The sequence below is a fragment of the Streptomyces sp. NPDC089424 genome (assembly GCF_044749345.1).
Classification (GTDB): domain Bacteria; phylum Actinomycetota; class Actinomycetes; order Streptomycetales; family Streptomycetaceae; genus Streptomyces.
In genome coordinates, this window is the sequence record NZ_JBIVHU010000007.1 from 333000 (window position 1) to 349014 (window position 16015).

General features: G+C 73.0%; 11 protein-coding genes. 2 read left to right on the top strand and 9 right to left on the bottom strand.

All coding sequences use genetic code 11. The features are described from left to right. Positions 1-27 precede the first annotated feature (27 nt). From ACIP2X_RS28565 to ACIP2X_RS28600, 8 genes are read right to left on the bottom strand one after another with little or no spacing between them, the layout of a single operon-like run. Positions 28-6501: a DUF4157 domain-containing protein gene (locus ACIP2X_RS28565; protein ID WP_401677951.1), complete on the bottom strand. Its 6474-nt coding sequence runs from the start codon at positions 6499-6501 to the stop codon at positions 28-30. Continuing rightward, entirely contained in the window at positions 6498-6812 is a 315-nt protein-coding gene (locus tag ACIP2X_RS28570) for a hypothetical protein (protein WP_401677953.1), read from the bottom strand. Before ACIP2X_RS28570 ends, ACIP2X_RS28565 begins: the two co-directional genes overlap by 4 nt. Next, a complete protein-coding gene (locus tag ACIP2X_RS28575; RefSeq protein ID WP_401677956.1) occupies positions 6803-8785 on the bottom strand; it encodes an ATP-binding protein in 1983 nt (660 codons plus the stop codon). Before ACIP2X_RS28575 ends, ACIP2X_RS28570 begins: the two co-directional genes overlap by 10 nt. A 33-nt stretch (positions 8786-8818) precedes the next feature. Continuing rightward, positions 8819-9796 carry a DUF4255 domain-containing protein gene (locus ACIP2X_RS28580; RefSeq protein ID WP_401677959.1) on the bottom strand — a complete coding sequence of 326 codons (978 nt, stop codon included), beginning with the start codon at positions 9794-9796 and terminating at the stop codon, positions 8819-8821. Between the two features lie 46 nt (positions 9797-9842). Continuing rightward, positions 9843-10631, bottom strand: a complete 789-nt coding sequence (locus tag ACIP2X_RS28585) for a hypothetical protein (RefSeq protein ID WP_401677961.1) — start codon at positions 10629-10631, stop codon at positions 9843-9845. Further along, positions 10624-11352 (bottom strand): hypothetical protein, encoded by a 729-nt coding sequence (locus ACIP2X_RS28590; RefSeq protein ID WP_401677964.1) that lies wholly within the window; start codon positions 11350-11352, stop codon positions 10624-10626. The genes ACIP2X_RS28585 and ACIP2X_RS28590 overlap by 8 nt, the downstream gene beginning before the upstream one ends. Before the next feature lie 20 nt (positions 11353-11372). Beyond that, complete coding sequence (locus ACIP2X_RS28595) at positions 11373-11897, bottom strand: phage tail protein (RefSeq protein ID WP_141309194.1); 525 nt, start codon at positions 11895-11897, stop codon at positions 11373-11375. Between the two features lie 33 nt (positions 11898-11930). After that, entirely contained in the window at positions 11931-13796 is a 1866-nt protein-coding gene (locus tag ACIP2X_RS28600) for a phage tail sheath subtilisin-like domain-containing protein (RefSeq protein WP_401677967.1), read from the bottom strand. A 371-nt stretch (positions 13797-14167) separates the two neighbouring features. On the opposite strand from ACIP2X_RS28600, the gene ACIP2X_RS28605 reads away from it, so the two are divergent. Next, positions 14168-14590, top strand: coding sequence for a YchJ family protein (locus ACIP2X_RS28605; protein ID WP_401677970.1), 423 nt, complete (start codon positions 14168-14170; stop codon positions 14588-14590). Between the two features lie 14 nt (positions 14591-14604). Here the strand turns inward: ACIP2X_RS28605 and ACIP2X_RS28610 are convergent, their stop codons facing one another. Then, a complete protein-coding gene (locus ACIP2X_RS28610) occupies positions 14605-15306 on the bottom strand; it encodes a FadR/GntR family transcriptional regulator (protein ID WP_401677973.1) in 702 nt (233 codons plus the stop codon). A gap of 141 nt (positions 15307-15447) precedes the next feature. Between ACIP2X_RS28610 and ACIP2X_RS28615 the strand changes: the two genes are divergently transcribed. Next, positions 15448-15975 carry a gluconokinase gene (locus ACIP2X_RS28615; protein WP_401677976.1) on the top strand — a complete coding sequence of 176 codons (528 nt, stop codon included), beginning with the start codon at positions 15448-15450 and terminating at the stop codon, positions 15973-15975. The last annotated feature ends 40 nt before the right edge of the window (positions 15976-16015 follow it).

Here is a 16015-nt window from a genome sequence, read left to right on the forward strand (position 1 = left end):
AGGCCTTTCCTGGGCGGTGCCTCTTGGTCAGAAGGTGAAGAACCCTTGGTTGAAGCGATCCTCTATGTCCTTCATGTTCTTCTCCAACGAGTAAAGGCCCTTCCCGCTGTCCGATCGGAACTTCGACAGCTTGTCGCGCATGTCGTTGATGTCGTGGAAAGCCTTGGTGCCGGGCGCGGCCCTTTCCCGCACCTTCATGACGGCTTGAATGAAAAGATTCGTCGGCCTGCCGAGCGCGCGCTTCACATCCTCTCGGGAATCCCTGTTGATGTTCACCGGGTTGAGGTCCTTGGCGGCCGATGACGGCGGCGGATTGAAAGTCTTCGTGGCCGTCCGCGTGGCAGGCAGCTTCATCCAGTCGGACCGGTTCCTGCCGCTGCCGGCGCCCCGCTTGCGGTACAGGCCCCACTCGACCTCGATCTTCTGCGGGAAGCCCTTCGGGTACTGCCCGTACGGATACTGCGGATTCACGGAGACGGGGCCGTCGTAGCGCGTCAGAAGAGTGCGATACCACCCCGGGATCGGCGGCTCGTCCTCGTTCTTCTCGCCGAACGCCTGGGCCGCGAACTTCTCGATCGTGTGGTAGAAGCCCGCGTTGTCGTCGTTCCTGGCCGGTACGAAGTTGGACGTCTTGGCCGGTCCGCCCACCTCACGCGGTATGAGGTGCATCCGGTCCCACTGCGGAGGGTTGCTGGTGTGCTTGTAGAGGTTCTCCAGATAGGGGAACCCGTAGGTGAACTGCTGGCTCGGCGGCCTTCCGAACGCCCGCGCGTACTCGGGGTTGATGTACCGCGCGTTGGTGTCCGGTCCGGGCGCCACGCCGTTCTCCGGTGTCGGGACGACCTCGGGGCGCGGGAGGTCCCATTTGTTGAGGTAGTCGTTGAGCTCCTGCGGGAAGCCCTCGATCACCCTCTCCTCGGGGTTCAGCTTCGCCCTGACCTCGAACGCGGTACGGCTGGGCTGCTGACGCTCCAGCGACTGCAGCCGGTACCACCTGCGCAGCGCCACGAGCGTGGCCTGGTGCGCGGGGCGTGGCAGGCCGGGACGGAGCAGCCGGGTGAGGATGGCCCTGATCCTGGCAACGGCCTTGGTCAGACGCTGCTGCTTCGGGCCGCTCCGCTTCTCCTCCTCGGTTCTCCTGTTCTCCTTGTCCTGCCGGGACTTCGGTCGCCTGCCGTCCCTCCTGTCGCGCTTGTCGCGTGTCGAGCCGGGCTTCCTGCCGTCGTCACGTGACTTCGGCCTGCGTCCGTCGTCGTCCCTCCTCGGTGCACGCCTCTCACGGTCCCGGCCGGATCCTCGCCGTGCGGGGGTGTCGCCGCTCCTGTCCCGCCCGGGCGAGTCCCGGTCCGGCTCGGCGGCGCCCTTCGGTTCGGTCGAGTTCCTGGGTTTGACCGGGTCCTTGGGCGCGTTCGGGTCCTTCGGCCTGGTCGTGTCCCGGGAGGTGGCGTCCGCAGCGTCCCTGTCGTCGTTCCTGGGCCTGGCGGGTTCCTTCCCGTCGCCCTTCGGCCGCTGACCCGTGTCCTTCGGCCTGTCCGGGGCGCTGCCGTCGGCTCCTTCGGGCCGCGCCGCGGGCTCGGGCTTCGGCCGGGGACGGGGTTCCGGCTTCGGTGCGGGCTTCGCGGCCGGAGTGGGTGCGCTGTCCGGCTTCCGCTCCTCCTGCCCCGACGCGCCGTCCCTGCCCTTCGGCGCCTTGGTGTCGGCGGGCGGCTTGGGCCTGCCCTGCGTGGCCTCGCCCGACTTCGGCTTCGTCGAGGTCGCGGGCGCGGTCCGGGACGGGGTTTCCGTGCCGGGCCTGTTCCTGACGGGTACCTGCTTCGGCGGGACCTCCCCGTCCGAGCCGGCCGCGCCAGGCCTGCCGCCGCCCGGCCTGCCCCTGCCGAGTCGTTCCGCCACGCTCTTGAGGCGGCGGCCCACCTTGGCGACGTACTTGCCTATGCCGGACAGGAGGGCCTCGTAGGCCAGTTCGAGGAGGGCCACGATGCCGGCCGCGACCGCCTTCGCGAAGAGGATGCCCGCGCCGCCGGAGCGGACGGCCTTGAGCCAGTCGAGGACCGCGCCGAACGCGCGCAGGATCTCGCCGAGGGCACCGATGGCCGTGCGCAGGGCGTCGATGACCGCCATCACCCAGCCGGCGCCGGGGATCAGCTTGGCGATGACCTTGGTGACGACGATCTCACCGATGATCACGGGGAGTTGCGGGACGATCGCGTCCCAGGTCTCCTTGACGATCCGTTCGAGGGTGATGCCGCCCTTGATCAGCTTGTCGAGGACTGCCCGCGGGATGCCCAGGATCTCCTCGATCTTGGACTGGAACCACTCCCTGACCGCCGACTTCACCTCCCGGAAGAGGTGGTTCTTCGCGCCGTCCACCGCGGAGTTCTTCGCGCCGCCCAGCCAGCCGCCCGGGTCCGAGAGGAAGTCGACCGCGATCAGCATGAAGTCGCCCAGCGCGCTCAGCAGCCCCGCCGCGAAGTCCATGATCGCCTTCACCGCGGCCACGACGGCCTGGACCGCGGCCAACAGCATCCTCTTCAGCAGGTCCAGGATGCCGCTGAGCAGCTTGCCGACGGCGTCGAGAAGGTCCGAGATCGCCTGCTTCAGCGCCTGCGCCAGGCGGTTGACCAGCGCGATCGCCGCCGCGATCAGATCGGTGATGAACTTGCGGACACGGCGGGCCAGTTCGACGACGGCGCGGACCATCGCCTTCGCGAACTCGATCAGGTCCGTGATGAACTTCTTGATCGCCTCGACGATCCCCTTGCGGGCCTCGTCGATCCAGCGCTCCACCGTCTCCTTGAACGTGCGGATGAAGCCGACGACGGCGTCCCGCGCCGCCCGGATCACCCGGACGATCGCGTTCTTGATCTCGATGACCTTCTGCTTGATCCAGTCGAAGGCCTTCGTGATCCAGTTGCCGGACTCCTGGACGGAGTCGTCCTTCTTCCGCTCCGCCTCCCGTTCCGCCTGCTCGCCCTCGTCCTTGATCTTCTTGTCGCTGCCCTCCTTCTCCTTCTCGACGTCGTCGTCGGTCTTCTTCTCCCGGTCCTCGACGTCCTTGCGGACCTGCTCGCGCCGTTCGCTCTTCTTGTCGCCGAGGCCCCGCAGCTCCTCGTCCTGCTGCGCACGCCAGTCCTCGCGCCGGGCGCCGACCTCGCCCCTCGCCTTCTCGCGCTCGTCCGCCTGCGTCCGCGTGTTCGCCGCGATCTCGGCGTCCACCTGCTGCCTGTGCCTGGCCTGAGCGCCCCGGAAGTCGCGGTCCTTGGCCTGCCGGCCCTCCGAGACGCCCTTCTGCCCGTCCGCGAACGCCGCCTGGAGCTGCGGCCCGCGATCGTGCTCCGCCACCTCGGACGCCGCCTCGGCCGGCACGGCACCGCCGGCGCCCGTCGCGCCGACGCCCTCACCGCCGCCGCCCCCGGCACCCGGCACCCGGGCCGTGAGCCGCTCCGCGGGCGCGTCCGGATAGACCTGGTCCTCGCCCATCGCACGGCCCGCGTCGTCCCGCGCCGTGGCCACGGTCTGCCGGCCCTTGGCGTCGACGTGCCCGCTCTGCTCCCCGGCCTTCCCGTCGGCCGCGCCCTGCATCTGCACGCCGGGGGCGTTGCCCGCCTGCGCCTGCTTGAGGGCCTCGTCCTTCGTCGGCAGCCCGGCGAACTTGGCCGCCAGTTCCTGCGCGTCCACCTCGAATCCGAGCCAGCTCGCCACCTTGCCGATGCCGAAGCCCAGCGCCATCTTGAAGGTGTCCCAGCCGCCCGGCTCCTCGGCCTCCTCCGCCTCGATCCGGCCCTCGGGTGCCTTCGCCCCGGTGACCTCGGCGTCCTCGCGTTCCGGTTCCTGGGCCTGCTGGGCCGGGTCCTGCGAGTACTGCGCCGGGGCGTCCGTCCTCGGCTTGCCCTGGAGGGTCCGGGGGGCGCCGGCCGGTCGTTCCATCGAGGGGGGCGCCGCCGCCAGCGTCCGGCGCTCGTCCCCGACCGAGCGGTCGACCGCGCCGCCCACCCCGCCCATGGCCTGAAGTGCCTTGTGCGGCTTGAGCCCGGCCGCGGAGGCCAGACCGGCTTCGGGGGAGACTCCGGAGAGGTCCGGTGCCGGCGCGGAGTCCTTCCTCCCCTTGCCGCGCCCGGCCGCGGCCCGGCCGCCGCCTCCGGCCCCTCCCCCGCCTCCGCCCGTCCGTGCCGGTGCGGGCCCCCCGGCGGCGGGCCCGCTCTCCGGGGCCCCCTTCGGGGCGGCGGACGCGGCGCCGGGTGCGGTCAAAGGTGCGGGTGCGGGGGACTCGCCACGGCCGGCGGGAGAGGCGGCGGGTTCGGCGGGGGTGTGCGACGCCGTGCGGGTCTCGGGTTCGGTACGTGGTGACGGGCCTGGTGCGGTACGCGCCTCAGGTCCCGGTTCGGTACGCGAAGCCGGTCCCGGTTCGGGACGTGCCGGCGGTTCCGTACGGGCCTCCTGAGCCGCCGGCGCAGGCGTAGCCGTACCCGCGGCGGATCCCGCCTCGGCCTCGGACTGCGCCGACCGGCCTCCCGCCGCCTGCGGGGACTCCTTCTCCGGAGCCGCCGGCGCGTTGTCGCCCGCCGCTGCGGTGCCCTTCTCCTCCTTGGCGGCGGACTCCCTGGCCTCGCCGCCGCCCTCGGACTTCGACTCCGCCCTGTTCGGCGCCTCCTGCACGGTGGTCTGGGCCGCGACCGGTCCCGCCTTGGGATCGTCGCCGTTCTTGGGGTCCCTGGCGCCGGTGGTGGGAACGGTCGGGGGCAGGGCGGTCCGCTCGACGGCGAGGGCGTCCGGCGCTCCCGTGCCCTGCGGGCCGCCCTCGGTCTCCGGGGCCGGGGATCCGGCGTCCCCCGCCGTAACGGTCTCCTCCTCCGGCTCCGCCTCCGCCGCCGCGTCCTCGGCGTCCTCCGCCTCCCGCTCGGCCCGCACCTGGTCGGCCCTGGTGGGCGGCGGTGCGGGGAAGAAGGGCAGGGAGGGGGACGCGGACGACGACGGGTCCAGCTCGTCGGCGGTCGGCACGCCGGAGACGTCCAGGTCGTCCTTCGGCAGGAAGTCCTCGGGCTGGAGCTTCACGTCCCAGGCGCTCGGTTCCCCCGCCCCGGCGTCGACCTCGGACTCGCTCCCGGCGTCGAGCGGCTCTTCGCCGGTCTCCTCCTCCAGGCCTTCGACGTCCTGGTTGCGCCGGCCGTCGAGGGTGCTGAGCGCGCCGGGCAGCCGGGTGTCCTTGCCGGACGCCTTCGGGGAACCGGTCGGCTGCCGTTGACCGCGCTTGTCCTGCGGCCTGACCTGTCCGCCCGCGACGGCGGCCTCGGCGGCACCGGGGCGGTTGCGTGCGGCCGACTCCTCCGCGCTCGCGGCCGGCGTCTCCTGCCGCTCGGTCGCCTCCTGACCTCCGGAGTCCTGCTCCTTGCCTCCGGGGTCCTGCTCCTTGCCGTAAGCGCCCTTCGCCCCGCCGCCGGCCTCCTGCTCCCCGCCGGTCCGCTGCTCCTCCTGACCGGACCCGGTCCGTCCCTCCCCGTCCTGCTGCCCCTGCCCCTGCCCCTGCCCCTGCCCCTGCTGATCCTGCTCCTGCTCCCGGGAACCCCTTGGGGAATCCTCCTGGCCGGGCGCCGTCTCCGGCTCCCGCTCCGGCGTCCGCCGGTCGCGCGCGGCCCGGTCCTCGCGGTCCCGTTCGGCCCGCACCTCCTCGGCGAGGTCCGGCGTGAGGGCGGGCGCCTCGTGGGCGTCCCGTTCCAGGCCGTCGTCGGCGAAGTCGTCGTACGCCTCGATCTCGTCGACGAGGTCGAGCACCCGGTCCTGCTCGGAACCGAGCAGCCTGCTCTCCAGGCGTATCAGGACTCCGTCGAGCAACTCCCCCGGCAGTCGCGCGAGTTGCTTGCGGGTGCGCTGGGACAGGTCCTCCGGGTCGCTGCGCAGCGACCGGATCACCGAGTTCGTGAGCCGGTCGAGGAGGGTCGCCGGGTCGACGGCCTCGGCGCGGCTGCGGTCGGCGTCGACGGTGGCGTAGCGCAGCCAGCCCGGGGTGGCCCGGCCCTCCTCGACCTCGGGGGCCTCCAGGCCGCGTACGACGTCCTGTGCCGCCGACTCCGCCTCCCGTTCGACGGCCTGCTGGGGCAGGCTGACGGCGCCGGGTTCGCGTCCGGCGCGCAGGGCGCCGAGGCCGTGCGGGTTCTGCACGGTGTGCAGCAACTCGTGGGCGAGCAGTCGGCGGCCCTCGTCCGTGCCGGGTTTGAAGGCCCCCTCGCGGAAGAAGACGTCCTGGCCGACCGCGACCGCGTCCGCGCCGAGCATTTCGGTCAGCTGCCCGGCGTCGCGGCCGGTGTGCAGCCGGACCCGGCCCAGGTCGTGACCGAGCCGCTCCTCCAGTTCGCGGCGTACGCCGGGGTCGAGGGGCTGACCGGCGCCGCTGACGATGTTCTTGGGCTCGGGCGCACGGGACGTGGCGGCCCGTTCCCTGCGCTTGCGGCGCCGCTGCTCGGCCGACTGCTCGGATGAGGTCCCTGGCGTGCGGGAGTCGCTCACCGCGTCACCTCCCCGCGGCCGCTCAGCCCGTGGTGGACCGCGCGCGCCAGTTCCTGTCCGAGGCGGCGGGCGGTGAGGCCGGCGGGCAGGGGCGGCAGCCCGGACACGGCGTCCAGGGTGACCGGGCCGTCCGTGGCCAGCGGCACGCCGCGTTCCCTCACCAGCCGGGTCAGCTCGTGCGCGAACTCCGCGCGGACCCGCTCCGCGTCCACGCGGAAGCCCTCCAGGGCGAGTTCGCCGATCTCCACGCGGATCGTCGAGGGCTCGCTTCCCGCACGCCCCTTCGGCGAAGGTCCTCCGGTCACACCCATCCCCGGACCTCCGTCGGCGTCAGGGACCGCTCCAGCTTCAGGTACTCGGTGCGGGCCGCCGCGAGCATGTGCCGCATCTGGAGGCGGTCGTCCTCCTCGGCGGCCAGGAACGCCCCGGACAGGGCGATGTTGCGGATCGAGCCGCCCGCGACCGTGAGCTGGGCGAGCAGCTCGCAGTCGATGTCCTTCACCGGTGCCTGCGGCGGCAGCACGCGGCGCCAGATCTCCGCGCGCTCGTGCTCGGCGGGGAAGGGGAAGTCGACGACGAAGCGGATGCGCCGCAGGAAGGCGGTGTCCAGTGCCTTCTTCATGTTGGTGGTGAGGACCGCCAGGCCGCGGTAGGCCTCCATCCGCATCAGCAGATAGCTGACTTCGAGGTTGGCGTACCGGTCGTGGCTGTCCTTGACCTCGCTGCGCTTGCCGAACAGCGCGTCCGCCTCGTCGAAGAGGAGCAGCGCGCCACCGCGTTCGGCCGCGTCGAAGACCCGGCGCAGGTTCTTCTCGGTCTCGCCGATGTACTTGCTGACCACCTGGGACAGGTCGATGACGAACAGGTCGAGGCCCAGTTCCCCGGCCATGACCTCGGCGGCAAGCGTCTTGCCGGTGCCCGAGCCTCCGGCGAACAGGGCGGTCACGCCGAGTCCCCGGCGCAGGGTGCCCGCGAAGCCCCACTCCTGGTGGACGGTGGGCCGCTGCCGTACGTGCGCGACGATCTCGCGCAGCACGGCCACCTGCCGCTCGTGCAGCACCAGGTCGTCCCAGCCGGCCTGCGGTTCGACGCGCCGGCCCAGCTCGTCCATCCCGATCCGGGCCTCCCGCATCCCGGCCCGCCAGGCGAGTCCCGCGGCGTCCAGGTCGTCCTCGCGGGGGAGGTCGCGCACCACCGTGGCGGCGGCGGACCGGACGACGTGCGGCGGAAGCTGGAACTGGGCGACCAGGGAGCGCAGTTCGCGTTCCTCCAGGTCGGTCTCCGCGAACGCCTCGGACCACAGGGCGAGTTGCTCGTCGTCGTCGAGCCGCGGGACCGTCACACGCGCGCCGTGCGGGCGGTCGGAGCGCAGCGGGTCCTCGCTGGAGACCACCACGGGCACGGCCGCCCCGGCCAGGAACGCCTCCAGGGCCGCCCGCTGCTCGCGGTCCAGGTCGCCCACCTCGACGAGGAGCGCGGCGGGCAGCAGGATCGCCTCGCGCTGCCACAGCCGGGCCAGCCGGTCCCGTGCGGCGGGGTCGGTGGGCAGGTCCTCGGCGCTCGTCGTGTACAGACCGAGCCCGCACCGGCCGGCGGCGGCCGCCGCGATGTCGGCCCGGCTGCGCGGGTCCCCGCCGGTCACCTCGACCAGGGGCGGTACGTCCGCTCCCGCCGTCGTCCAGCCCTCGGCGACCCGGTGCGCGGTCAGGTCGTAGGACGGCGGCAGCCGGTCCGGGGCGGGGGCGCGCCGCAACTGGCCGTGCAGCCGGGCGTCCAGGTAGGGCGAGCCCAGCAGGAAGTGCAGGATGCGTTCGTCCAGCCGGAGCCGGGACGTGGTGAGCCGGGTCTCGTCGTCGAGTTCGGCGATCCGCCAGCGTCGCAGGGGGGCCACCGGCGTGAGCGCGCTCCAGTGCGGCGCGTCGAGGGCCGCGAGCGCGAGGCCGAACGTGGGGTGGGCGCGCTCCGGATCACCGCCGGCGGCGGCACAGCGGGCGGCGGTGGTGGGCTCCAGTTCCTGGGCGGCGGTGAGCAGAACGAGGTCGCGCTCGAAGGAGGTCAGTCCGAAGCAGGCGACGAGTGCGTCGAGGGGTGCGGCGGACTGCCGTACGGGATCGAGGGAGCCGGCGGCCGCCGGTTCGGCGTCGGTGTCGGCGTTCGCGGCGTGGCTCGCCTCCGGCCGGGCGGCGCGCGCCGCGTGGGCGTCCACGCGGGCCAGGACGCGGCGGATCTCCGCCATGAGCACGGCGGCGTCATCGCCGGTGGCCGCCGTCCCGTGCGTCCCCATGTCCTCACCTGCCCCCGTGGTTCCCATGCCGCCTCAGTGCTCCGTCCTGTCCGTGCGCCGGGCCTTCGTGTCCGTCTCGGCCTTCCCGGCCCCGTCCGCCGCCTCGGCCTTCTCGGTGTTGTCCGTGTTGTCCGTCTTGTTCGTCTTCTCCGTCTTGCCGGAGCCGCTCGGCTCCCCGGCGGGGGCGGCGCCGCCCGCCCGGCCCCGGGTGGTCTGCCGCCGTGTGCGGGCCGGTGCCTTGGCGACCGCCTTCTCCGGCGCCTTCGAGCGCGCCGCGGACTTCGCGGGCGCCTTCGCGGGCGCCTTCGCGGCCTTCTTGGCGGGCTGCGGCGTCCCGTCCTTTGGCGTCGCGGTCCCGGCCGCGTCCCCCTTACCGCCCCCGGGCTCCGGCGCACCCGGCGCAGCGAACGGCAGCACCCGTACGTCCGCCCGCTCCACCGGCGGGCGCGGCACCGGGATCTCCCGTCCGTCGATGAGGACCAGCGACGCCTGGTAGACCACGGACAGCGCGTACGGCGTCTGGTGGAGCATCCCCCACAGCTTCGACGTCTCGTCGATGTCCATCACCGTCGGCGTGAACCGCACCCGCTGCGCCGACTCGCCGAGGTCGCTGGCCGCCAGATGGGCCTTCTCGCGGGCGAGTTCGATGATGTCCTTCGGCAGGATCGGGATCTCGTGCAGCGTGCGCACCACGGAGCCGATCAGCCGCTGCCCGACGAGTTCGTTCTCGTCGCCGTAGGCGCTGATCAGGTAGTGCAGGTCGAGCGCGGCGGCGGGTCGCCTGACGAGGGTGCCGTCGCCCGCGCGGGTCGGCAGGTCGTTGTTGCGCTGCGAGACGTTGGGCGTCACCTGGTACAGGAAGACCGAGATGGTGGGCTGGTCCAGGGTGGGCTCCGCGGGCGGCCTGCGCGCCTCGACCTTGACCGCCATGTCGGTCTCGGGCCCGATGTTGGTCTCGATCAGCAGGGCGAGGGCCTGGGTCACATGGGCGATGGCAAGTGCGTTGCTCATGGCGTGAGTTCCTCGGTCCCTGTCGTCCTGATGCCTGCCGTGCCGCTCATTCGCGCCCCCGGGCCAGATACTCGGCGAGGCTCACCGTCGTCCCCGGCCGGCGGTTCACCGGCGGGCGTTGCCGGTTGCCGTCGGACGGCCCCGGTGCCGCCGTCACTTCCAGCCTCCCGATCTGCACCTGCACCACCTGCTCGGGTGTCCGCCCCGCCCTCCGTGCGGCCGCCTGCCGTACGACGTCCCGGGCCGCCGCCGTGTCCGCGGCGCGGGGCCGCGCGAAGGCCGGCGGGGTGGGGCGGGCGGTGTCCGCGCCCCGGGGCACGGGCCCGGACGCCTCGGCCCGGCGCTCGGCCGGTTCCGGTCGCCCGGACAGGCGCCGCCCGGCGTCCGGCACCGGCCGGGGCCCGCTGACCGGCGGTGCGGCGGGACGCAGCAGCGGCAGCTCGGCCAGGCCGGGCCGTACCGCGCTCGGCGCCGTCCCACCGGTGAGGCGTTCGGTGTGTACGACGGTCCGCTCCCGCTCCGGGTGCGGGCGCGCGGCCTCGGCGGCGGGGCCGGGCCGCGGGACGCCGGCGCGGAGCGTGGCCGACGGCGCCGCGGTGGGCGGCAGCGGGCCGGTGTCCGCGTCGTCGTCCCGGGTCCGGTCCCGTACCGCCTCGACGCGTTCGAACGGGCCGGGCAGCCGGGGCTGCACCCGCACCACTCCCGGACGCGGACCGGCGGCGGCCGGGGCGTGCCGGGCGATCAGCCGGTCGAGGAAGTCGGCGGCGCCGGTACCTTCGGCCGGGGAGCCGGGCAGGGCACCGGATTCCCCGGAGCCGGACGTGGAGTCAGACATCGGCGCACAACTCCAGGTAGTAGCGGCGCCGCAGCGGGCTGAGCGCCAGGATCTCCGGCTCGCTCCAGCCGTAGGCCGTCGCGAGCAGATGGACGTCGAGCAGCAGGTCCCGCGCCCAGGAGTCCAGTTCGGTCCACAGGTACGAGGCGATGTCCAGCTCCGCCCGTGTGGCGTCCCCGCACTCGGGGCAGGCCACGTCGAGCGTCATGTCGGCAGCCGGGTCGGCGGCCTCGGCCGCCTCGGCGATCCGGCGCCGCACGGGCTCGGGCAGGTCGTCTGCGGTGGCCGCCGTACCCTCGTGCGCCGCCGCCACCAGGCACCGTGCCAGCAGCGCGGCGCGCGGGTCCGCGGCGCGCGCGGCCGCGGCCAGGTCGGCGATCCCGGGCAGCCGGAACTCGGCCTCCCAGCCGTCCTGCGCGACGCGCACCACGGACTCCCCGCGGCCGCTCACCGACCGGGCGAACTCCCCGGCGTCCAGGTCGAACTCCATGTCCTCGCCGCACGCCGCGCAGTCCAGCCGTACCTGCATGCGCTCGCCGAACAGCGCCCGGCGCAGCGCGAACAGGTCCGTCTCCCGCTCCCCCACCGGGAGCGCGGGCAGTGCCCGGGCGTCGAGGTCCGGGCGCGCGGTGCGGTGCAGCAGCAGCGCGCGCCCGGCGGGTGCCTCGGCGAGCCCCGCCTCCCAGGTGGCCAGCAGGCCGGCCGCCCCCGTGATCGCCATGACCGCGAACTCTCTCTGGGTCAGGCCGGGTTGAGGAAGGAGGGCTCGGTGGGCTCGGGCACCTCGTAGTCCCGCTCCCAGCCCTCGCACTCCAGCTTCAGCGACTGGATGGCCACCGCGTTGGCGTTGGCGTCCAGCTCACCGAGCACCTGGTACTCGCTGGGCCAGGTCCGGTACAGCTTGTGCGAGACGGCGACCTGGCCGGCCTCGTTCAGCACCTGGATGACGATGTCCTTGCGGAAGTCCGCGAGGGACACCTCGGAGCCGAGACCGGCGCCGACCTGCCAGACCTTGTTGGCCCAGCGGTCGAACTCGGGATCGTGGGTCACCCCGCGCTCCAGGGTGATGCCCTCGAACTCGGAGCGTCCCGGCGACTTGCGCGGGGAGGAGGGGTCGCCGCCGTGCCGGTGCTTGACGACCTCGGTGGTCCGCTTCAGTGGACTGATCTTGCTGATGCCCGCGACCGTCCGACCGTCCCACAGGACCAGGAACTTGAAGTTCTTGTACGGGTCGAAACGATGGGCGTTGACCGTGAACTCAGCCATCGGAGAATGTCCTCGGTATTCCTGGGGCCGCGACTAGAGCGCGAACTGCCCGGACGTCTGCTGGATCCTGACGATCACGAACTCGGCCGGCCGGACCGGCGCGATGCCCACCAGGACGTTGACGACGCCGTTCGCGACGTCCTCGGCGGTGGTGGTCTCGTGGTCGCACTTGACGAAGTAGGCCTCGCGCGGGGTGCTGCCCTTGAAGGCGCCCTGGCGGAAGAGGGTGTGCAGGTACGAGGAGGCGCTGAGCCTGATCTGCTGCCACAGCGACTCGTCGTTGGGCTCGAACACGACCCACTGCAGGCCCCGTTGCAGGCTCTCCTCCACGTGCAGCGCGAGCCGCCGCACCGGCACGTACTTCCACTCGCTGTCGAGGGCGTCCGAGCCGTGCAGCGTGCGCGCCCCCCAGACCAGCGGGCCGGTGAGCGGGAAGGTGCGCAGGCAGTTGACGCCGAGCGGGTTGAGCAGGCCGCTCTCGCGGTCGGTGAGGTCGACGGTGAGCGAGTGCACGCCCACCAGCCGGGCCTCGGTGCCGGCCGGGGCCTTCCACACGCCGCGCTCGGCGTCGGTGCGCGCGATGACGCCGGCGACCGCGCCGGACGGCGGGAAGGCGCGCAGCCGCCCGGTGAGCGGGTCGGTGAGCTGGATGTGCGGGAAGTACAGGCCCGCGTGGTCGCCGCGCACGGCGTCGAAGGCGGCGACGCCGGCCCGTGCCGTGTCGACGTTCAGCCAGGTGCCCGGCGCGTCGACGAGGAGGAAGATCCGCCGTTCCTGGCACAGCCGCTGGGCCGCCGAGACGACGGTGAGCATGTCCTCGGTCTTCTCGTACGAGGCCAGCTCGGGCAGCGAGAGCAGGTTGACGTCGGCCACCTGCCGCAGGGCGTGGATGCCGGTCTTGTCGCCCTCGGAACCGATGAGGTCGCGCGGACCGGGGGCCGCGCCGTCCTCGCCGCCCTCCAGCGGGAACACCGGCGGGTTGACGGAGGCCTCCAGGCCCAGGTCGTTGGCGCACTCGCCGAGGAAGCGCACGACGTCCTCGGGGTCGGTGGACCCGGCGACGACCTGGACGCGGCGGCCGAAGGCGGTGACCTCGGCGCCGGCGAAGGCGTGCCTGCCGGGCGCGTCGGGCAGCGCCCGCAGCTTGCGCTCCAGCAGGAGCGCCAACTCGGCGACGCTGCACGGGGTCTCGCCGTCGCAGTCGGGGTCGTGGAGCCGGAACTCGCGCTCGACGTCGCCGATCTTGACGGTGAGGTCGACCTCCAGGTTCGGCAGCTCGTCGCCGAACGGCTTGGAGACGGTGCCGGACGGGTCGGGGCGGCCCTCGCCGACGGCCTCGACGCGGATGAGGCGGGAGCCGGCGTTGATCACGGTCGGCGCGTGGCGGCCGTGGCCGGGGTCCATGGACAGGCCGGTGAAGCTCTCGCGGGCCTCGCCCTTGGCGTCGTGAACCCGCAGGTTGAAGGTCTCGCCGGGGTGCGGGGTGTCGTGGTCGACGGCCACGCGCAGGCCGTTGCCCCAGACGCCGTGCTCCTTGGCGTGGACCTCCAGGACGCGGCTCTCGCTGTGGCCCTCGGTGGACTCCAGGACGACGCAGGCGGCCTTGCCGCTGCCGGCCTTGGCGACCCGGACGATCACGGCGACACCGCCGCCGTTCGCGAAGAACTGGTGCACCGCGTAGGCGAGGGCGCTCTGCGAGCCGAGCCCTCCGAAGCGGCGCTCGAACTCCGTGAAGCCGGTGACGCGCACCGGTTCGTTCAGCGGACCGCGCCGGGTGTGACCGACGAAAGCGGTCACCGACGTGGTCACGGCGGAGATGGTGCGGGTGCTGCTGGGAAGCTCTTCGACGTAGACGCCGGGATACGTCGGCCGGGTGGGGCCCACTGCATGCGTCGGCATTCCCCCTCCAATCCCTTCTCGGGCACGAACGAAGGCACCAAGAGATGACAGAGGGAGACATTCCGGAGTCGTTCCGGATCGGCGCGCAAGGACGCCGCCCCCATGGGCGGCGGTGGTACGCGCACCGCATCAGTCCCCCGTCGGCACCCCGGGCGGTCGGTCACCCAGGGCAAGCACATGCTTGTGACTCCTGATGCTCAGGTGCTCAACCCACCTTGAAGAATGGGGAGTTGTGGGAACAAGGCGGGTTCACGCCAGGCCTGTGGGAGTTTCCATGAAGGGCGGCGAACACGACTCGCACACGATGTGCGCGTGTCGGGGCAGGTGATGCACACAATCCCCACACGCCGTGGTGCAGCACAATGGAGCGCATGTCCCGACGCACCGGCCGTTCCCGCGGTCCACACCACGCCGCACCGGTACACCACCCGGAATGTCCGTGCGGTCTTGCGGAGACATTCGAGATGTGCTGTGGCCGATTCCTTCGGGGTGAGGCCGCGGCACCGACCGCCGAGGCGCTGATGCGCTCGCGCTACACCGCTTTCGTCCGGGGTGACGAGGGGTACCTGCTGCGGACCTGGCACCCGCGCACCCGCCCGGCCCGGCTCGGCCTCGACGCCGGGACGCGGTGGACGGGGCTGGAGGTCCTGGCGACGAGCGAGGGGTCGGCGTTCCACGGCACGGGCACCGTGACCTTCCGGGCGTCCTTCCGGGGCGGCGCGCTGCACGAGCGCAGCCGCTTCGAGCGGGTCGACGGCGCCTGGGTGTACCTCGACGGGGAGTTCCTCGACTGAGCCGGCGCCTCGCGCTACGGGGCGAGGATGTCCAGCTCCTGGAGCGCTCCGACCGTGATCTCCCGGGTCAGCTCCTGCGCGCGCACCGCGTCGCCCGCCCGTACCGCCTCGGCGACCTGGACGTGCAGGGTGACGGCGGCCGGGTCGGGGTCCTCGAACATCACGTCGTGATGGGTACGGCCGGCCAGCACCTCGGCGACGACATCACCGAGGCGGGCGAACATCTCGTTGCCCGAGGCGTTCAGGATCACCCGGTGGAAGGCCACGTCGTGGATCAGATAGCCCTCCAGCTGGTGCCCGCGTGAGTGGGCGACCATGCCGAGGGCGCACTCGGTGAGCTCGGCGCACTGCTCGGCGGTGGCGTGGCGGGCGGCCAGCCCGGCGGCGACCGGTTCGACGGCGGAGCGCAGCACGGTGAGGGACCGGAGCTGGTGGGGGCGGTCGGCGCCGGCCAGCCGCCAGCGGATGACCTGCGGGTCGTAGACGTTCCACTCGGACCTGGCGCGGACCGTGACGCCCACCCGGCGGCGGGACTCGACGAGATGCATCGACTCCAGCACCCGCACGGCCTCGCGCATCACCGAGCGTGAGACGTCGAACCGCTGCGCCAGCTCGTCGGTGCGCAACACGCTGCCCGGGGGGTACTCGCCCGCCGTGATCTCGGGGCCGAGGGTGTCCAGTACACGGCCGTGCAGCCCCCGGCCCATCGTGCTCATGCACTCAGCGTACGGGGCGGATCACGCGTTTAAAAAGTCAGACTTATTCATCACAGACTCTTGAATTCGTCGTACCTAATGGGTTTCATTTGGCCGACGTCGGATGCGACGTCGTATGTCGAGGAAGACAGCGAGGCAGTCATGCGTACCCCCCACGTCGTCGTGGTGATGGGCGTCGCGGGCACGGGCAAGACCACGATCGGTCCGCTGCTCGCCGCCCGGCTCGGCGTCCCCTACGCCGAGGGCGACGACTTCCACCCGCCGGCCAACATCGCCAAGATGACGGCCGGTACCCCGCTCGACGACGCGGACCGGTGGCCGTGGCTGGACGCCATCGGCGCCTGGGCCCACGAGCGGTCCGGGCTGGGCGGGGTGGTCAGCAGCTCGGCGCTGAAACGGTCCTACCGCGACCGGCTCCGGGCCGCCGCGCCCGGGATCGTGTTCGTGCACCTCACGGGTGACCGGGAGCTGATCGAGGACCGGATGGCGCACCGGCAGGGCCACTTCATGCCGACCGCGCTGCTGGACTCCCAGTTCGCCACGCTCGAGCCGCTCCAGGCGGACGAGGCGGGAGTCGCGGTCGACGTCTCCGGTACCCCGGAGGACATCACCGCACGCGCGGTGGCCGCGCTGGACGCCCTCGACCCGACGTCGCCCGCGGCGCCGTAACACCCCCTCCCCCATCCCCCCATCCCCCCCATCCCCCCAT